This is a genomic window from Pseudoxanthomonas kalamensis DSM 18571 (assembly GCF_010211745.1).
GTDB lineage: Bacteria > Pseudomonadota > Gammaproteobacteria > Xanthomonadales > Xanthomonadaceae > Pseudoxanthomonas_A > Pseudoxanthomonas_A kalamensis.
Genome location: NZ_PDWQ01000002.1, coordinates 486,530 through 505,597 on the forward strand (window position 1 = coordinate 486,530; position 19,068 = coordinate 505,597).

General features: G+C 64.6%; 17 protein-coding genes. 8 read left to right on the forward strand and 9 right to left on the reverse strand.

What is annotated here, in order from left to right; genetic code table 11:
• Positions 1-88: 88 nt before the first annotated feature.
• From CSC70_RS06290 to CSC70_RS06305, 4 genes are all read right to left on the reverse strand, one after another.
• Positions 89-2,482, reverse strand: coding sequence for an efflux RND transporter permease subunit (locus CSC70_RS06290; protein WP_162455794.1), 2,394 nt, complete (start codon positions 2,480-2,482; stop codon positions 89-91).
• Complete coding sequence (locus CSC70_RS06295; protein WP_211369433.1) at positions 2,479-3,573, reverse strand: YCF48-related protein; 1,095 nt, start codon at positions 3,571-3,573, stop codon at positions 2,479-2,481. Before CSC70_RS06295 ends, CSC70_RS06290 begins: the two co-directional genes overlap by 4 nt.
• Positions 3,574-3,706: 133 nt before the next feature.
• Entirely contained in the window at positions 3,707-5,077 is a 1,371-nt protein-coding gene (locus tag CSC70_RS06300) for a DUF1329 domain-containing protein (RefSeq protein ID WP_211369434.1), read from the reverse strand.
• 30 nt (positions 5,078-5,107) lie between these two features.
• Entirely contained in the window at positions 5,108-6,775 is a 1,668-nt protein-coding gene (locus tag CSC70_RS06305; RefSeq protein WP_162455795.1) for a DUF1302 domain-containing protein, read from the reverse strand.
• A 218-nt stretch (positions 6,776-6,993) separates the two neighbouring features.
• Here CSC70_RS06305 and CSC70_RS06310 point away from each other — a divergent pair, with 218 nt between their 5' ends.
• Positions 6,994-7,884 (forward strand): LysR family transcriptional regulator, encoded by an 891-nt coding sequence (locus tag CSC70_RS06310; RefSeq protein WP_162455796.1) that lies wholly within the window; start codon positions 6,994-6,996, stop codon positions 7,882-7,884.
• A 105-nt stretch (positions 7,885-7,989) separates the two neighbouring features.
• Here CSC70_RS06310 and CSC70_RS06315 read toward each other — a convergent pair whose 3' ends face one another.
• From CSC70_RS06315 to CSC70_RS06325, 3 genes are all read right to left on the reverse strand, one after another.
• Complete coding sequence (locus CSC70_RS06315; protein WP_162455797.1) at positions 7,990-8,811, reverse strand: TSCPD domain-containing protein; 822 nt, start codon at positions 8,809-8,811, stop codon at positions 7,990-7,992.
• Between the two features lie 107 nt (positions 8,812-8,918).
• Positions 8,919-9,437 (reverse strand): hypothetical protein, encoded by a 519-nt coding sequence (locus tag CSC70_RS06320; protein WP_162455798.1) that lies wholly within the window; start codon positions 9,435-9,437, stop codon positions 8,919-8,921.
• Between the two features lie 155 nt (positions 9,438-9,592).
• Positions 9,593-11,746 (reverse strand): adenosylcobalamin-dependent ribonucleoside-diphosphate reductase, encoded by a 2,154-nt coding sequence (locus CSC70_RS06325; protein WP_162455799.1) that lies wholly within the window; start codon positions 11,744-11,746, stop codon positions 9,593-9,595.
• Positions 11,747-12,345: 599 nt separating this feature from the next.
• On the opposite strand from CSC70_RS06325, the gene CSC70_RS06330 reads away from it, so the two are divergent.
• From CSC70_RS06330 to CSC70_RS06360, 7 genes are all read left to right on the forward strand, one after another.
• The gene (locus tag CSC70_RS06330; RefSeq protein WP_162455800.1) at positions 12,346-13,800 is read left to right on the forward strand and encodes a Do family serine endopeptidase; all 1,455 of its coding nucleotides are present in this window, start codon (positions 12,346-12,348) and stop codon (positions 13,798-13,800) included.
• An 85-nt stretch (positions 13,801-13,885) separates the two neighbouring features.
• Positions 13,886-14,254, forward strand: a complete 369-nt coding sequence (locus CSC70_RS06335; protein ID WP_162455801.1) for a hypothetical protein — start codon at positions 13,886-13,888, stop codon at positions 14,252-14,254.
• Between the two features lie 16 nt (positions 14,255-14,270).
• A complete protein-coding gene (locus CSC70_RS06340; RefSeq protein WP_246189335.1) occupies positions 14,271-14,762 on the forward strand; it encodes a phage holin family protein in 492 nt (163 codons plus the stop codon).
• The gene (locus CSC70_RS06345; protein ID WP_162455802.1) at positions 14,759-15,175 is read left to right on the forward strand and encodes a protein sip-5; all 417 of its coding nucleotides are present in this window, start codon (positions 14,759-14,761) and stop codon (positions 15,173-15,175) included. Before CSC70_RS06340 ends, CSC70_RS06345 begins: the two co-directional genes overlap by 4 nt.
• A 77-nt stretch (positions 15,176-15,252) precedes the next feature.
• On the forward strand, positions 15,253-15,807 hold the full coding sequence (locus tag CSC70_RS06350; RefSeq protein ID WP_162455803.1) for a DsrE family protein: 555 nt from the start codon (positions 15,253-15,255) through the stop codon (positions 15,805-15,807).
• Between the two features lie 39 nt (positions 15,808-15,846).
• A complete protein-coding gene (locus tag CSC70_RS06355) occupies positions 15,847-16,569 on the forward strand; it encodes an HAD family hydrolase (protein ID WP_162455804.1) in 723 nt (240 codons plus the stop codon).
• On the forward strand, positions 16,566-17,942 hold the full coding sequence (locus CSC70_RS06360; RefSeq protein ID WP_162455805.1) for a leucyl aminopeptidase family protein: 1,377 nt from the start codon (positions 16,566-16,568) through the stop codon (positions 17,940-17,942). Before CSC70_RS06355 ends, CSC70_RS06360 begins: the two co-directional genes overlap by 4 nt.
• A 14-nt stretch (positions 17,943-17,956) precedes the next feature.
• On the opposite strand, the gene CSC70_RS06365 is transcribed toward CSC70_RS06360, so the two are convergent.
• Both CSC70_RS06365 and CSC70_RS06370 read right to left on the reverse strand, forming a co-directional pair.
• Positions 17,957-18,385 carry a hypothetical protein gene (locus CSC70_RS06365; RefSeq protein ID WP_162455806.1) on the reverse strand — a complete coding sequence of 143 codons (429 nt, stop codon included), beginning with the start codon at positions 18,383-18,385 and terminating at the stop codon, positions 17,957-17,959.
• Between the two features lie 60 nt (positions 18,386-18,445).
• On the reverse strand, positions 18,446-19,048 hold the full coding sequence (locus tag CSC70_RS06370) for a response regulator transcription factor (RefSeq protein WP_162455807.1): 603 nt from the start codon (positions 19,046-19,048) through the stop codon (positions 18,446-18,448).
• Positions 19,049-19,068 lie beyond the last annotated feature (20 nt).

The window sequence follows — 19,068 nt, forward strand, 5'->3', positions numbered from 1 at the left end:
CTGCCTCCCTCCACGTTCCTGCCAGTGGTCTTGCGCACCCTCCCAGGGACGCCGTGGATAGCATAAACCTAATCTGCCCGCGCCACCGTCAACCGGCCTTGGCCGGTTCCGTCGGACGCAGCAGGAAGTGCGCGAAAGCAGGCAGCAGGATCAATGCCCCCAGCATGTTCCAGATGAACATGAAGGCCAGCAGGATGCCCATGTCGGCCTGGAACTTGATCGGGGAGAACGCCCAGGTCGCCACCGCGATCCCCAGCGTGATGCCGGTCAGGACCACCACCCTTCCAGTGAACAACAAGGCCCGATAATAGGCCTGCGAAAGGGTCATGCCTTCCTTCAGCCGGGCGAGCGTCACGGTAAGCACGTACAACGCGTAATCCACGCCGATCCCCACGCCCAGTGCGATCACCGGTAGCGTCGCCACCTTGACACCGATGTTGAGCCACACCATCAGGGCTTCGCACAACACGGAAGTCAGGACCAGGGGCAGGATCGCGCAAACCACCGCACGCCACGAGCGGAAAGCAATGAAGGCCAGGATCGTGACGGCCGCGTATACCAGCAACAGCATCTGGACATTGGCCTTTTTCACCACGATGTTGGTCGCCGCCTCGATTCCGGCATTCCCTGCGGCGTTCAGGAACTTCAGCTCGTCGCTGTCATTGCGCTCGGCGAAGGCCTCGACCGTGTTCACCACGCTCGTCAACGTATCGGCACGATGGTCCTTCAGATAGGCGGTCACCGTCAGAAGGTTGCAATCCTGGTTGAACATCTCCCGCGGCGCACGGGTAACGATCGCGTTCAGCATGCCCTGGGACCGCGGAACCTCGTACCACTTCATGCTGCCTTCGTTCATGCCGGCACTATCGATCTTCGCCAGACCTGCAAGAGAGTTGGTCGTCTCGACCCCGGGCAACGCCCGCAATTCCTGTTCCAGGGCATCGACCGCCATCAGCGTGGAATAATTGGCGCATGCATATTGCGGTGTTTTCACCATCACGATGTACACATCGCTGCTGGCGGCATAGTGCGCAGTCATGAAGGCGTTGTCCCGGTTATACCGGGAATCCGGCCTCAATTCCGGTGCACCGGGATCGGTGTCGCCGATTTTCAGATGCGTGCTGACGGTGAAGCCGATGACGCCGAGCACGACCGCCGTGCCGATTGCGATCAGCGCGGGACGGCGTTGCGTGAACAGATCGAGAAACGCCCAGAACGGGTGTTTGCGGGGTTCACCTCCCTCCACGCTTTCTTCGCGCAAGGTACGCTGAACCGCCTTCTTGCTGACGCCGGTGTAGGACAGCAAGATGGGCAAGAGCACCAGGTTGGTGAAGATCAGTACCGCGACACCGAGGCTGGCGGTTGCCGCCAGGTCCCGGATCACCTGGATATCGATCAGCATCAGCACTGCAAAACCGACCGCATCCGCAAGAAGGGCGGTCATGCCCGCCAGGAACAGGCGGCGGAACGTGAAGCGCGCTGCGATCAGCTTGTGAGTGCCACGCCCGATGTCCTGCATGATTCCGTTCATCTTCTGAGCGCCGTGGCTCATGCCGATGGCGAAGACCAGGAACGGCACCAGCACCGAATACGGATCCAGCTCGTAGCCGAGCGTGGGCAGCAGGCCGAGAAGCCAGATAACCGCGATGATCGAACAGAGCACCACCAGCAGCGTGCTGCGCCAGCAACGCGTGTACCAGAACAGTACGGCGGCACAAACCACGATCGCCGCAGCGAAGAAGAACAGCACCTGCTTCAGTCCGTCGATCAGGTCGCCGACGACCTTGGCGAAACCGGTGATATGGATCGCGATCCTGTCGGATTCGTACTTTTCCCGGAGCGATTCGATGCTCCCGGAAAACTCGTGATAGTTCAGCCGGGTTCCGTCCCCGGTGTTTTCCTGCAGCGGCACGGAAATGATGCTCGACTTGTAGTCGGCGGCCACCAGCCTGCCGATCTCTCCGGAACGCTCGACGTTCAACCTCACCCGCTCCAGGCTTTCAGGCGATGCGTCATAGTCGTCCGGAATCACCGGCCCACCGTCCAGCCCATCTTCGGTCACGCCGGTCCAGCGCACTGCAGGCGCCCACAACGACTTCATGTACGGCCGGTCTACGCCCGGATAGAGGAATACCTCATCGGACATCTTGCGGACTACATCGAGGTACTCGGCGTCGAAAATCGTTCCCTGTCTGGCTTCGACCGCAATCTGCACCGAATTCCCGACACCTGCCAACTGATCGCGGTTTTCGAGGAAATTGGTGATATACGGATGACCGGTCGGGATCATCTTCTCGAACGCGGCATTCAACGTCAGCTTGGTCGCCTGGAAGCCAAGCACGACCGTGATGATCAAACAGATGATCACGATGACCAGACGATGATTGAACAGCAAGCGTTCGACCCATGAACCGGACTTCGGATCGAACTGGGCTGGATCTCCTATTACCGGCAGCGGCCCGGTGCCATGGGCATGGCTCATTTCACAACTCCATTGGCCAGTCGCAATGGCCCACGTGTCGACGTTGCGACCAACTCGCCATCACGAGATTCAACGATTCCGGTCAGACCCGTCGGCGCCTGCAGTGCCGACGCCAGGAAGGCTCCCGTTGGACTCGCCCTGGTGTAAAGGTTTCCCGCCTCGTCTGCCAGAACAAGATGGCCATCGGCTTTTCGAACTGCAGCGGTCAAGCTGATCTGTCTCGGGAGCTGGATCTGGTGCCAATCACCTTCGCCATCCTGCTCCCATGCATTGCCACGCAAACCGTACGCGAGTGGACCGGAAACGCCCTGCACTACGCCGAAGAACGTGCCTTCGTAAGGCGTATCGACGGCGGAGAAGCTTTCTCCGCCGTCATCGGAGCGAATCACCAGACCCTGCTCCCCGACCAGCAGCACATCGGCAGCCCCGGAACGGATGGCATACAAGTGGCGCCCGCCGGGATTCGGGATTCGGCCGACGATTGAACGCCAGTGCATGCCACCGTCGCGGGTTTCCAGCGCAAGGCCATAGGCGCCTACAACCCATCCGTGCTTTTCATCCACGAATGCCAATGCGAGGAACGGCTTGTCCGGCCCCTCTTCGACCAAACGCTCGGCATTGCTCAGCGCACGGCTCGCCTCGACATCTGCTGGAGTGGGGGAGGTCGAACCCTCGGGGAGTGCGTCTTCCCCGGCGGCCTCTGTGGTCCCCTGCATGCGCGCTCTCGCTTCTTCCAGCACCAGCGTCGCAGCCTGGGAGCCCGTCAGCTGCAATCGCCATGTATCGCCACCATCGTCGCTGCGAAGTATGACTCCGCTGTGCCCCGTGGCCCAGCCGATCTTGTCCGACACGAAGAACACATTCGTCAGCGCCACGCTGACAGGAACGCTTGCAGCCTGTTTCCAGGTACGGCCATCGTCATCCGACAACAGCACGATTCCGCGCTCTCCAACGGACACCAACCGCTTGTCACCTGCCCGTGCGATCGCCAGTTGGACCGACTGTGCCGCATTCGGATGCTGCACCGCAGGCAGCTGCAACAGGTCAGGAAGCGGTGTGGGCCGCAGCGCCAGCGGCACAAGCGAAGCCATTGCCAGCAGGCCTATTGCAGCGAACCTCGCTATGGGTCGAAAAGGATACCTTCCTAACATGTGTTGCATGTCCTTGCTATAAGCCGGCTTTCCTTCCGGATGCCGGAAGGAAAGCTCGGCCTAGAGGGCTGCCTCAGCGCACACCTTCTGCCGCCACCGCGTCTCCGGTGAAGTACGACTCCGGCTTCTTCGGCACGATTTTGAACTTCTCGCCGTTGAGCGCCTGGATCACGCTCATCGTTCCCGCCTGCAGATTGAAGACAACCGCCGTTTTCATCAGGGTTGCAGGCAGCTTCGGCACCAGATACGGCGTGACTTGCGAGGTGCGCCACAGCGAGCCTTTGGCGTCATAACCATCGACCAGGGCGATCAACCAGGTGTCCTCGTCGAAATAGTACCTGCGCTTGGGCACTGCATGGCGCTTGCCGGCGGCCACCGTGGCCTCCACGACCCAAACCCTTCTTTTCTCCCAGCGGACATACTCCGGGTTCAAGTGGTTTCCCGATATCGCCTTGTCGTCGCTGACAGAGAGCAGGTTGTTGTTGTTGGCCGGGATCAACATCTCGCGCTTGCCGATCAGCTTCCAGCTGTAACGATCCGGCGCCCCGAAAAAGCCCTGAACTTCATCGAAATAGTTTGCACCGGACGCCACGAAATCAGGCGTATCATAGGCCACTGTTGGTGCGCGCCGGACACGGCGCTGCCCGACCAGATACTGCCATGCTTGACGCGGGTTCTTCGGATCGATGCTGTCGCGAATCACCAGGGATTCGCCGGCCTTGAAAGGCGGGGCCAGCGTATTGAACCGGAATAGCGCATATTCGCCATTCCAGCTATCCGCTGTAGCGCCATCGTAGTAATAGGGGTACTGGAATGCGATGTCATTGCGTGTCGCCAGGGTATGAGCACCTTTCGGGCTGCTGATGATGTTCTTGAAGCTGTACTCGATCGATGGCGCCTCGACTCGCATCAGGAAGTTCCAGATGACCTCCGCTCCCTGCTTGGGTATCGGGAACGGCGTCCCTCCGATGCAACCCTGAATCGAGTTGCCGCCCTCGGTCAGCTTGCAGCTGGTCGCGTTTTTCAACGCGGCCGAATACACCTTCTGTGGCGCGACCGCCACGCGGTGCGTCGGGTACACATCCAACCTGAACGTCTTCGGATACTTGGCCAGAAGCGCACGCGTGCCCTCCGAAAGCAGTTCCTTGTACTGGGCCGCATTGGCGGCCGTCACCTGGAATATCGGCTTTTCGTTGGCGTAGACACCGGTCGGGATGTCGCCAACGCTGACCTTGCCGGTGAATGCCGGCATCTTTCCTTCCCAGGCCGGGATACTGCCGTCCGCATTTGCCGCACGCTCGCCGCCCAACGGAGTCAGCTCGCTCTTGAGCTTGGCGGCTTCACCCGCGCCAACCGCGGCCATGCTCGTGCCCGCAGCAAGGCAGGCCACTGAAACAGCCGCCATCCGGCACATCTCACGGAATTTTCTGGTTTGATTTTTCATGATCTTTTCCTCGAAAGTACTTGCACGACGTCAGAACGTGCGCTGGATCGACAAGGCGACGAAGTCCCTGTCGCCGTGAAAATTCCTGTAGGAAAGTTCAGGAACAGCCGTGTCATAAAGGACGATCGACCCTGCCTTCCCGTAGTAGTGGCTGAAGGAAATCCCGGCCTGCCATGTGCGCCTGACATCCGCCATCAGACCCACACTGACCGTGCCGCCGTGCTCGCTCGGGAAGAGAACCCCGTTCACCGACGACCTGCCGGACACCCCAAGGCTGGCCCCTATCGGGACCGACAGGTCCACTCCGGAAAACACCTGGAAATATTGGGGAGTGAACAGGAACTGGAGTGCAGTCGCGTCCCGCGTCGCGTGCGGATCAAGTTGGCCTTCATTCTTCTCCACACTCAGACGGCGGTTGAATGCCACCTCGCCAAGCAGGGTCGCCCCGTCCCACAATGCCGAGCCGCCCAGAACGCTCAGAACCGAGATGTTCGCATGCAGGGTTTTGCCAACCGGGAACGCGGCGTTGTCTCCACCGTCAGATATCGCATCTCCCGGCAGTATCACGGCGTTGCCGCTGGCCACCAGCGGCATGTTGTCGCGCACTGAAACCTCGGCGGCAACGTTCGCGTCCCCGACCAGCGTGCTTATGCTTGCGCCTAGCGTCCTGATGTCCTCGGCGAATACCTCGACGTAATCGCCGATGCTTCCTGCTTCCACGTTGACGCCGGGACGCAAATAGAATTGCGGCATCTTGTCGTGGAATTGCGCAGCATAGAATCCGAACTCGGCATCCCCGGACTTGACCCGGAGCTGCACGCCTCCCTGTCCGGAATTGCTTGCTTCGATGTCCTTTCCGCGGAAAACGACCTGCCCCGGCCCGAGGATGACCGATTCGCCGCCCTTGTCGACGAAATCCGCAAAGCTGAAGTAACTGCCCGCGCCGGGAATTCGCGTCCGTTCCCACTCGAACTGGTAATAGGCGCCGAAGGACACCTTCGTGCTCAATTGCACCTGCGTGGAAATCTGGCCCACGGGCCTCATGATTTCCTTGAACTGCGAATTGGGCACCGACAGCGCCTTCACCAGGTCAAGCGTCGTTTGCGCTGCGGCAATGCCATTGCTGCCGAAGAACAGACTCTCTCCGTACAACTGTGTGAACCGTCCGGCCTTGAGGTTGATGCTTGCGTCACCCGCCGAGAAATTCCCGTAGACGAACGCATCCAGGAGTTCCGCTTTCTCCCCATGCAATTTCTTGGTGGCTTCGGTGAATTCCCTGGGCCCGACAGAGCGCGAATTCACCAAGGCTCCGCCCAGTTCGGCCGGGTTGTCGTTGCTTTGATGGTAGACGCTGTCGTACCACGCCGCGCCGGTGATGCGGAAACCGAAGTTGCGACGGTACCGGAGATCGAATTCGGTAAGGATATCCAGGCGATTTGATATCAGCCCACGATCGAAATTCAGATCGCCGTCGTTGGTATTGGCCTGTACCCCGATGGTGTTGTCGGCCACGCCGGGATCGGATTCTTCCACGCGCCAACCGGCGCTGTACTTTATGGTGTTGTCCCACGTGATCTGCAGATCCGGATTGCTGGTCGTGATCTGGGACGCGATCGCTGGCGTGGCCGCCAGTGCTGAAGCGCAAGCAACAGCCAAAACCCCAGACCGCGGCCATGAAGCCACGGATATCTTGCTCATCGGGTCCCCCTCCTCAAGTTCCCGTTCGGTTTTGATTCGGATCCGGGGCTTGAGCACCGAGCGTCGCATTGCCGCTTGATGCCTCCGGGTCCGTATCCAAGCTATCGACCCGGAGCTGTGCCGTCTAATACTATTGATCTGCTTTTCTGATACCTTTTTCGCATCGGGTTATCCGGAAGCCGCTTACCTTTCCTTCCTTTTTCCGACATTCAAAGATCATGGAATTCCGCCATCTGCGTTACTTCATTGCCGTGGCTGAAGAGCAGCACATGGGCCGTGCAGCCGCCCGCCTGCATCTTTCCCAGCCGCCGTTGACCCGGCAAATCCAGCAATTGGAGGGAGAGCTAGGAGTCTGTCTGTTCGAACGAACGCCTCGCGGCATGGAGTTGACTCAAGCGGGCAGCCTGTTCCTCGAGGAAGCACGCAACATCCAGTCCGTAATCGAGCGCGCTGTCGAGCGCACTCAGCGCGCGGGACAGGGTCAACTCGGACGACTGGACATCGGCATATTCGGATCCGGGATTCTGGGCACCATCCCGCAGTTCGTGCTGGCGTTCCGGAATGCCTATCCCGAGGTCAATGTCGTATTGCACACGATGTCCAAGGACGAACAGATAGAAGCGCTTCGACAACGCCGCATCACCATCGGCTTCAATCGTCTGCTTGGACCGGATCCGGACATCACCAGCGAACTCGTTCGTACCGAGCAATTGCTTCTGGCGATCAACGCCAACCATCCGCTTGCATCAAGGAAGCGGATTCCGGCTAATGCGCTCCGGGATATGTCCTTGATCCTGTTCCCGGCAGGCGTGCATCCCGGCTTCGTGGACAAGGTCCACGGCATCTGCCATAAGCTGGGCTTCGTCCCCCGCGTATCGCAGGAAGTGGGCGACGCGGTGACGGGCGCGGCATTGGTTGCCAGTGGTTTTGGCGCTTGCCTCGTGCCGGAATCGGCTACCGTCTTGAGCCTGCCCGGCGTGGTCTACCGCAGCTTGTCCGGCATGCCGAAAGACTCCGGCGTCGATTTAAGTTGCATCTACCGACGGGATGACCGCTCGCCGTTGCTCGCGGCATTCCTGGAATCCATTCGCACTCGGCGCGGTCACTGAGCTTGCGCATCCCCGAAGTCCTGCCGTCAAGCTGCGAGCGTCATCTCCCATCGACTGCACCGGTTTGCTGAAAAGCGATCCAACGCATTCCCGGCAAAGATCATGTCACCCGCACTTGCTGTATCCGCAATTCAGGCAAGTGGCACAGCCGTCCATGATGACCAGGGCCTTGGTGCTGCACTTGTGGCACATGGTGGCGCTGGGCGGGAAGCTGGCGCCTTCGCCGGTGACGGCGATGTCCTCGCCGGCGCCATCGCGGCCCTGCTCGGCCAGCAGTTCGCCGACCGGGCCGGCGTCCTCCTGGCGGGCGATTACTTCAGCGTTTTTTTTTGAGCGCTCTTCGTACTGCTTGCGCTTCTCGGCGATCAGTGCGCGCTGGTGCTCGCTCATCTCCGGATCGTGCAGCATGCCGATCGACTTCAGGTGTTCCTCGACGATGCTGCCCAGTTCGGCCACCAGCGACGGCATGTACACGCCGCCAGCCTTGAAGTAACCGCCGCGCGGATCGAACACCGCCTTCATTTCCTCGACCAGGAAGGTCACGTCGCCGCCCTTGCGGAACACCGCCGACATGATCCGGGTCAGCGCCACGATCCACTGGAAGTGGTCCATGGACTTGGAGTTGATGAAGATCTCGAATGGGCGCCGATGCTCGTGCTCGGTACCGGCGTTGAGCACGATGTCGTTGATGGTCACGTACATGGCGTGTTCGACCAGCGGCGACTTGATCTTGTAGGTGCTGCCGATCAGCACTTCCGGGCGCTCGATGCGCTCGTGCATGTGGATGATGTCGGCCGAGGGAAACTCGGACTCGGCGTCGGCGCGGCTGATCGACCCACCCTTGGCCGGCGCAGCCTTCTCGCGCGCCTTGTCTTCCGGGGTGATGACGCTGTAACCCTTGATTTTCTTCTCGATCTTGACGGCCATGACGCTGAAATCCTGTGTTGTGTCTTGTTGTATGTTCGGGTGCAACGGCCGGTCCCTCCGGACCGGCCTGCCCTCCCCCGCATGGTGCGGAGGAGGGTCGGTACCGCCTATTTCTTCTTCGCCGCCTTGCGGGCGGTTTTCTTCGCCGGCGCTTTCTTTGCCGCAGCCTTCTTCTTGGCAGCGACCTTCTTCACCGGGGCTTTCTTCGCCGCGACCTTCTTGGTCGGCGCCTTCTTGGCGACCGCTTTCTTTGCGGCTGCCTTCTTCGCCGGTGCCTTTCTGGCCGCTTTCTTCCGGCTCAGCGCGGCGGCTTCCTTCTTCGCGCTGGCGCTGGCCGCGGCCAGCTTCTTCTTGGTCTTGGCGACAGTCTTCTTGACCGCCTTCCTGGCCGGCGCGGTCTTCTTGTCGATCGCTTTCTTGGCCTTCTTCGCGACCTTCTTCGCCTTGGCGATGTCGGCCTTCACCACTTTCTTCACCTTCTTCGCGGTCTTGCTGGCCGCCTTCCTGGCCTTGGCCACGGTAGCGCCGGTCTTGCTGGCGGCCGCCTCGCCGATTTCCACTGCGGTTTCCTTCACGCTTCCGGCGACCTCGGACAGTGTCGCCGTCACACCACTACCGTTGCTCATGGCGCCCTCCTGGGGCATTGGGGGGTTGTCACGACGGCGATGCTATACCTGTTGCCGGGCACTGTGGAATGGGTGGGTGGAACGGGAAACGAAGCCGCGGCGGGGACTGTTCCGGCGACCTTGGCAGCGGTCGCCGGGAACTGCCCCCGGCAGGGTCAGAACTTGCCGTAATAGCCTTCCTTGAGCGCATCGAACAGGTTGGCGGCGGTGTGCATCTCACCGTCGTATTCGATCTGTTCGTTGCCCTTGACCTCGACGCTCGAGCCGTCTTCCAGCTCGAAGCGGTAGGTGGTGTTCTCCAGGTCGGCTTCCTTGACCAGCACGCCCTGGAAGGCGGCCGGGTTGAAGCGGAACGTGGTGCAGCCCTTCAGCCCCTGCTGGTAGGCGTAGCGGTAGATGTCCTTGAACTCCTCGTACGGGTAGTCGGTCGGGACATTGGCGGTCTTGGAGATGGAGCTGTCCACCCACTTCTGCGCCGCGGCCTGCACGTCGACATGCTCCTTCGGGCTGATGTCGTCGGCGGCGATGAAGTAGTCCGGCAGCCGCGCCTCGGCCTCCTCGGCGAACGGCATCGCCTTCGGGTTGACCAGTTCGCGGTAGGCCAGCAGCTCGTAGCTGTAGACGTCGACCTTTTCCTTGGACTTCTTGCCCTCGCGAATGACGTTGCGGCTGTAGTGGTGGGCGAAGGACGGTTCGATGCCGTTGCTGGCGTTGTTGGCCAGGCTCAGCGAGATGGTGCCGGTCGGGGCGATCGAGCTGTGATGAGTGAAGCGCGAGCCGATTTCGGCCAGTTCATCGACCAGGTCAGGCGCCACTTCGGCGACCCGCTGCATGTAGCGGCTGTAGCGGGCGTGCAGGACCTTGCCGGGGATCTGCTGGCCGACGCGCCAGCCGTCGGCGGCCATTTCCGGACGCTTGCGCAGCATCTCAGCGGTGACCTCGAAGCGCTCCTCCATGATCGGCGCGGCACCCTTCTCGCGGGCCAGGGCCAGGCCGGTTTCCCAGCCGGCGACCGCCATCTCGCGCGCCACCTGCTCGGTGAAGGTGCAGGAATCGGCGCTGCCATACTTCATCTTCAGCATGGTCAGGGTCGAACCCAGACCGAGGAAGCCCATGCCATGGCGGCGCTTGCGCATGATCTCGTCGCGCTGCTGCTGCAGCGGCAGGCCATTGACCTCGACCACGTTGTCCAGCATGCGGGTGAACACGCGCACGACTTCCTTGTATTCCTCCCAGTCGAAGCGCGCCTGGTCGGTGAACGGGTCGCGCACGAAGGTGGTCAGGTTGACCGAGCCCAGCAGGCAGGCGCCGTACGGCGGCAGCGGTTGTTCACCGCAGGGGTTGGTGGCGCGGATGTTCTCGCACCACCAGTTGTTGTTCATCTCGTTGACCTTGTCGATCAGGATGAAGCCCGGCTCGGCGTAGTCGTACGTCGAGACCATGATCATGTCCCACAGGTGGCGCGCGCGCAGGCTGCCGTAGACCTTGCAGGCGACCAAGCCGTCGTCGCGGACCACGTAGCCGGCGGCCTGCGGCCAGTCGCGCCAAACCACCTGCTCGGCGTCGTCCAGGTCGACGTCGCCGGACTCCTTGGCGCTGATCGGGAACACCAGCGGCCATTCGTCGTCGTTCTCCACCGCCTGCATGAAGCCGTCGGTGATCAGCAGCGACAGGTTGAACTGGCGCAGGCGACCGTCCTCGCGCTTGGCGCGGATGAAGTCGCGCACGTCCGGATGGGAAACGTCGAAGGTGCCCATCTGCGCGCCGCGGCGGCCGCCGGCCGAGGACACGGTGAAGCACATCTTGTCGTAGATATCCATGAACGACATCGGCCCGCTGGTGTACGCGCCGGCGCCGGCGACGAACGCCCCCTTCGGCCGCAGCGTGCTGAACTCGTAACCGATGCCGCAACCGGCCTTCAGGGTCAGGCCGGCCTCGTGGACCTTGTCCAGGATGCCGTCCATCGAGTCGGTGATGGTGCCGCTGACGGTGCAGTTGATGGTGCTGGTGGCCGGCTTGTGTTCCAGCGCGCCGGCGTTGGAGGTGATGCGGCCGGCGGGAATGGCGCCACGGCGCAGCGCCCACAGGAAACGCTCGTTCCAGTACTGGCGCGCCTCCGGCGTCGCCTCGGCCTCGGCCAGGGCGTGCGCAACCCGCTGGTAGGTGCCATCGATGTCGGCATCGATAGCCTCGCCCTGCTTGGTCTTCAGGCGGTATTTCTTGTCCCAGATGTCCTGGGAAGCCGGCTGCATCGGGATGGCCGCGGCCATGTCTGCCGATTTCACTGCCTCAAGGCGCACCGTGCTCATGTTCTGGTTGTTCTCCCGCTGGATCTTTTGTTGTTCGAATTAGTGAAAAATGCTGAACCGGATACCAATACTTACCTGTTCCGGCCAGGCATTCCCGACCGGAAAAGTCGCTGCTATACCGATGAAAACCGCCGCAAGCGAGGCTCGCGGATTTTCACGCTCATCGCCGTGTCCCCCGACCCCGGCTGCCACCGCGATTGCCACCCCTGAACGCTGCCCATGTCATCCCACTTGCCAAGTTTCACTGCGCCTGATCCCCAATTGGGCGCCCCGACCTCATGAAACCCCTACTGCTTGGGTTTGTTTCACGCTGGCGACGCAACATCTAGTGGCGGCACGAGGTTTGAAAACTACCCCTGCCGATCCGGGCTGTCAACATAAAACTGTCGTCTTCGGCCATATCGCCCGGCGAACACCGATGGGCCGGCGCCGGGGCGGGGCCGGGAGGCCCAGATTGGTGAACTTCACCGCCGGTTTAACGGTCCATCGGCAGACTCGTTCAGGTTGGCCGCCCCGCTTCCGGCTCCCCGGCAAGGCTTGGGAACCGGGGCGGCGGCCCGATATCCCCACTGGCTCGATCCGGACCCTGCCCCGACACCATGCGCCCGCTGCCTACCCTGCTTGCCCTGACCGCCGCCGCGGCCTTCGGCGGTTTCGCCGCCACCGCCCTGCACCAGACCTTCGACCAGCCAGCGCAGGCCGCGCCGCCGCCGGTCTCGGCTCCGGTCCAGCCCGTCGCCGCCCTGCCGGCCAGCGTGCCCGGCCAGATAGCCACGCCCTCGCTGGCGCCGATGCTCAAGCGGGTGATGCCGGCGGTGGTCAGCGTGCACACCAAGCAGGTGGTGCGGGTCAGCGCGGGGCCGTTCGGCAACGATCCGTTCTTCCGCCGCATGTTCCCCGACCTGACCCAGGAACGGATCAACGAATCGCTGGGCTCGGGCGTCATCATCGACGCCGAGCACGGCTATGTGCTGACCAACCACCACGTCATCGACGGCGCCGACGACGTGTCGGTGACGCTGGCCGACGGCCGCACGCTGGAGGCCGAGTTCATCGGCTCGGACGCCGATACCGACGTGGCGCTGATGCGGATCCCGGCGCAGGCCCTGACCGAGATCCCGCTGGCCGACAGCAGCCGGCTGCAGGTCGGCGACTTCGTGGTCGCGATCGGCAATCCGTTCGGGCTCAGCCAGACCGTCACCTCGGGCATCGTCTCGGCGGTGGGCCGCAGCGGCATCCCGATGGCCGGCTTCCAGAACTTCATCCAGACCGACGCCTCGATCAACCCCGGCAACTCCGGCGGCGCCCTGGTCGACCTGGACGGCCGCCTGGTCGGCATCAACAGCGCCACCTTCAACCCGCAGGGCAGCCGCGCCGGCGCCATCGGCTTGGGCTTCGCCATCCCCAGCAACCTGGCCAGCAATGTCATGCAGCAGCTGCTCAGCACCGGCGAGGTCCGGCGCGGCACCCTGGGCCTGGAAAGCCAGAACGTGGACGCGCGGCTGGCGCAGGCGCTGGGGCTGGACACCCCGCGCGGCGCACTGGTGACCCGCATCTATCCCGGCTCGGCCGCCGCCACCGCCGGCCTGCAGGTCGGCGACGTGGTCCTGTCGGCCAACGGCCAGCGCATCGATAATGCCGCCGCCCTGCACAACTTCGAAGGCCTGCAGGCGGTCGGCAGCGCAGTCAGGCTGGACGTGCGCCGCGACGGCAAGCCGCTGCAACTGAATGCGAAACTGAAGGAAAGCGTGCGCCAGCTGGGCGGCGCCAACCTTGATCCGCGCCTGACCGGCGCCACCTTCCGCGAACTGGACGAATCCGAACGCCAGCGGCTGCGCAGCCGCGGTGCGGCCGGCGGCGTGCAGGTGCTGCAGGTCGAGCGCGGCAGCCGCGCCGAACAGAACGGCTTGCAGTCCGGCGACATCGTGCTGGCCGCCAGCAGCGGCGAGTTCGGCGACCTTGCCGGCTTCCAGGCCGGCTTCCAGAAAAAGCCCGAGCAGTTGGTGCTGCGGATCTGGCGCGCTGGCCGCACCGGCAACCTGATCATGCAATAGCCGCCGACCACGTCCACGGTCACGCACGCGCCGTCGCAACGCGGTAGGCTGTTCCTCATTCCCGCCCGTCCAGAGGAGTCCCGCCATGAGCCAACCCACCGCCAGCGACAGCTTCAAGAGCAATCTGGGCGAAGCCGGCTCGCACCTGAAGTCCGCGGCCAGCGCCGCCGGCGATGCGATCAAGGAAGCCGCTGGCGTTGCCGGCGACGAACTGAAGCTGGGCAAGGCCAACGTCAAGGCCGAACTGGCCGATGGCGCGTTGTCCGGAATCGCCGCCGCCGAGGTCAGCGGCGCGGCCGCCAAGGAACAGATGGACGCGCTGATGGACAAGGGCCGCGACCTGATCGACAGCGCCGCCGAACTGATCCGCGAACGTCCGCTGGTCTCGTTCGGCGCGGCCTTCGCCGCCGGCTGGATCATCGCCAAGCTGGCGCGCAGCGGCGGCGACAAGTGAGCCGCCGCCTCCGCGCGTGAGCCGCACGCCCGAGCAGACGCCCGCCGGGGAGAACGCCGGCCCGGCGCAGGAAACGCCGGCCCCGGAATCGTCCGCGTCCGAATCGCCTTCGCTGGAAGACAGCCTGCGCCAGTTCGGCCAGGCCGGGCGCGAAGGCCTGTCCGCGGCGGTCGATGCCGGCCGCGCGCTGCGCAACCTGATCGCCGCCGACATCGCCCTGGCCCGCGCCGCGCTGGTCCGCGCCCTGGTCTGGCTGGTGGTCGCCGCGGTGTTCGGCGCCTCGGCCTGGCTGCTGCTGATGGCATGGCTGGTCGCGGTACTGAACGGCTTCGGGCTGTCGTGGCCGCTGGCGCTGGCCATCGCCACCGCCTTGAGCGGCGCGGTGGCCGCGCTTGGCGCGTGGAAGATGCTGCGTTACTTCGGCGACGCCAATCTGGAAACCAGCCGCCGCCAGCTGGCCCGGTTCGGCTTGGGTCGCGATGACGGCGACGACGGAGACAGCGAATGAACTACCGCCAGCTGCAGCGCCGGGTACAACGCGCCGAGTCGGTGCTGGACGGACGCCTGGGTCAGGTCTCCGAGCGCTGGGGCGCGTTGCGGACCACCTGGCGCGAAGGCTGGACGCCGCTGCGGATCGTCTCGGCCGGACTGGTCGGCGGCTTTCTGGTCGGTCGCAGCGAACCACTGTCGGCGCTGGACGGCCCGCGCGCGTTGCGCATGCTGAGCTCGGTCTCGGGCCTGTTCGCCACCGCACAGGCAGCGATGGAAGAACTGTCCGGACTGGCGGCCGGCAACGACGACGAAACCCGCGACGATGCGCCACCACAGCCAGCGCCGACGACCGCCGGCAACACCACCGACGACACCGAACCAGTGCAACCGCGGCCGGCCGAGGCCGCGACCGAGCTGTCCGAACGCTGAGCCGGCGATCATGCGCGCCGCTTCGCCGATAGCCTGCCAACGGACAAGCACATGAATACCACGATGGAACCACGCCAATGACCAACACGCTTTCCCTTCTTCCACGCTGCGCGGGCGTGCTGCTGGCCGCAGCCATGATCAGCAGTCCCGCCCGCGCCGCCGATGTCCTGCAGCATCCGCGGATCGCCATTGCCGGCGGCGTGGCCGACATCGGCGAGCATCCAGACGCGCAGGACCCTCGTGCGCGCAAACTGCTGTTCGACCTGACCGATCCTGCGACCAATGCCGCAGGCCTCAATCGCGGCCTGGATACGGTGGCGCGGGCACTGAACCTGTTTGCCCTGACCGGTGTGCCGAATGATCGCGTGCAGACAGTAGTCCTGCTGCACGGCGGGGCGGCATCGCTGGCGCTGCGGCCGGAAGCGTTCGAGGCGCGCGAAAATGCGCCTCACGCCAACGCTGCGCTGATCGATGCCTTGATGGAAGCCGGGGTGCGCTTCGAAATCTGCGGCCAGTCGGTCAACGCACGCGGCTTCGCACGGGACGAACTGGACCCGCGGGTAACGGTGTTCCTGTCGGCCATGACCCGCCGCGAAACCCTGCTGCACGAGGGCTATCTGCTGATCCGCTGAGAACCGGCGTCGGTTCCCCGGCACGATTACAATGGCCGGGTGAGTTTCACCGTCCGCGCCATCACCCTCGATCTCGACGACACCCTGTGGCCGTTCGCCCCGGTCGGCGCCCGCATCGAGCGCGTGCTGGACGACTGGCTGCGTGAACACAGCCCGGCGACCGCATCGATGTTCCCGGTCGAACGCATGCGCGAGCTGCGCGAGCGCGTGTTCGCGCAGAACTGTCACCTGCTGCACGACCTCAGCGCGTTGCGCCGGCTGACGCTGGAGGTCGCTCTGCGCGACAGCGGCGCCGACCTTGATCTGCTGGACGCGGCCTACGAAACCTTCTACGCCGCGCGCAACCAGGTCGAGCTGTACCCGGACAGCCTGGACGCGCTGCAGCGGATCAGCGCGCGCTTCCCGCTCGCCTCGCTCAGCAACGGCAACGCCGATCTGGAGCGGATCGGGCTGGCCGGGCACTTCGTCGCGCAACTGCATTCGCGCGAACACGGCGCGGCCAAGCCCGAGGCCAGCATCTTCCACGCCGCCTGCCAGCGCCTCGGCGTCGCCCCCGGTGAAGTGCTGCACGTCGGCGACCATGCCGACCTCGACGCCGCTGGCGCCATCCGCGCCGGCCTGCGCAGCTGCTGGCTGAACCGCGAAGGCCACGACTGGCCGCACGACGACATCGAACCGGACCTGCAGTTCGACACCCTGACCGCACTGGCCGACTGGCTGGATGCGACCCAACCCGACACCGACCCCCGAGTGCACGCATGAACCTTCCCGCCGGCTTCACCTCCGCTTCCGACAACGCGCGTCCGCTGCACGTGCTGGACAAGGGCGGCTTCACCGGCTGGATCGCCGCGCAATCGCCGGCCTGGCAGGCCTGGGCCGCGGCGCAGGCGTTCGATGCCGCCCCGGGCACGCTGCTGTTGCTGCCCGGCGACAACGGCCCGGACGCGGCGGTACTGGGCATCGGCGACGCGCTCGATCCCTACGCCTATGCGCATGCGCCGTTTGCCCTGCCCGGTGGCGACTGGAAGGCGGCCGACGAACTGGCGCCGGAAGCGAGCGCCGCACTGCAACTGGGCTGGGGGCTGGGCAGTTACCGCTTCGACCGCTACAAGCAGCCGGCGCGGCTGCCGGCACGGCTGTGGCTGCAGCACGCCGACAGCGAAGCGCTGGACCTGCTGGCCGCCTGCCGGCGCGTGCGCGACTGGGTCAACACGCCGACCGAGCACATGGGTCCGGAACAACTGGAAGCGGCGACGCTCGCGATCGCTCAAGAGCATGGCGCCGTCTTCGACAGCATCGTCGGCGACGATCTGCTGGCGCAGAACCTGCCGGCCATCCATGCCGTCGGCCGCGCCTCGCATCGCGCACCGCGCCTGCTGCGCCTCCAATGGGGCGACGATGGCGCACCGCACGTGGTGCTGGTCGGCAAGGGCGTGTGCTTCGATACCGGCGGCCTGGACCTGAAGCCGGCCGACGGCATGCGCAACATGAAGAAGGACATGGGCGGCGCGGCGCATGCGCTGGCGCTGGCCGGGCTGGTGATGGCGCGCCAGCTGCCGCTGCGGCTGACCCTGCTGATCCCGGCAGTGGAGAACGCCATCGGCCCCGAGGCTTTCCGCCCCGGCGAGGTGATTGCCACCCGCAAGGGCGTCAGCGTCGAAATCGACAACACCGATGCCGAAGGCCGGGTGGTGCTGTGCGATGCGCTGACGCTGGCCGGCGAAGCGTCGCCGGCGCTGATCGTCGATTTCGCCACCCTGACCGGCGCAGCGCGGATCGCGCTGGGTCCCGACCTGCCGGCACTGTTCGCCAACGACGACGCGCTGGCCAACGACTGGCTATCGGCCGGACAGCAGATGCGCGACCCGGTGTGGCGGATGCCGCTGTGGCGGCCGTACCTGCGCTACCTGACCAGTCCGATCGCCGACATGGCCAACGCCGGTTCGCGCATGGCCGGCGCGGTCACCGCGGCGCTGTATCTGGAACGCTTCGTGCCCGAAGGCACGCCGTGGGCGCATCTGGATGTGTACGCCTGGAACGACAGCGCCCGCCCCGGCCGACCGGCCGGCGGCGAAGCGCTGGGCCTGCGTTCGGCCTACGCGATGCTGAAGGCGCGCTGCAACGCCGCCGGTTAAGGCCGCACGTTTTACTAGCCCAGCCAGCCCCTGGCCTTGGCGCCGCTGGCGTAGCGCCACAGGAACAGCGCGATGACCACCAGCACCGCCGGGAACGCCAACCCCGGCACGCCGGTCAGCGACCACGCCGGCGTGGTCAGATAGCCGCCGATCACCTGCACCAGCAGTGCCAGCAGCGATACCAGGAACAGCGGTTCGGCCAGCCGTTTCTTCAGCAGCAGCGCCAGTGCGCCGAGCACGCCGGCGGCCACCGCAATCGCCCACGGAAAGTACAACCACGATGGCGACGCCGCGCGGATCTGCTGCTGCGCGCCCGGCAACTGGGCGACCGCGTCGGGCGACATCGCCATGTCCATCCACAACGCCGCGGCCCCGAGCAGGTTCCACAACAGCCCCAGCACCGCCACCACCCAGAACACCCACGACACCCGGATCCCGTTCATCCCGCGCTCCCTTGGTGAAAACCGTGGCCCCAGCCTACCCGGCCACCGGCGAAACCGCAGTTACAGCCAGCCCTTCTGCCGCGCCAGCCGATAGGCCTCGATGCGGTTGCCGGCGCCAAGCTTCCCGATCGCCTCGGACAGATAGTTGCGCACGGTGCCCTGGGACAGGCTCAGCTGCGCGGCGATGTCGCCGGCGGACTGGCCTTCGCCGGCCAGCCGCAGCACCTGGCGCTCGCGGTCGTTGAGCGGATCGGCGTCGGACCAGGCTTCCAGTGCCAGTTGCGGGTCGATCGCGCGGCCGCCGCGATGGACCTGACGCAAGGCCTCGGCCAGTTTCTCCACCGGCGCCTCCTTCAGCACGTAGCCGGACACGCCGGCATCCAGCGCCCGCCGCAGGTAGCCGCCGCGGGCGAAGGTGGTGACGATGACCACCTTGACCGGCAGTTCGTGGCGCTGGATCCGCTGCGCCAATTCCAGCCCGGTCAGTCCGGGCATCTCGATGTCGGTGATCAGGATGTCCGGCGCGAGGCGTTGCAGTTCGCGCCAGGCCGATTCGCCGTCGCCGGCACTGCCGATCACCTGCATGTCGGTCTCCATGTCCAGCAGCGCGGACAGCGCACCGCGCAGCATGGCCTGGTCTTCGGCCAGCAGGATCCGGATCACGGCGTGGACGGCGTTCTGCG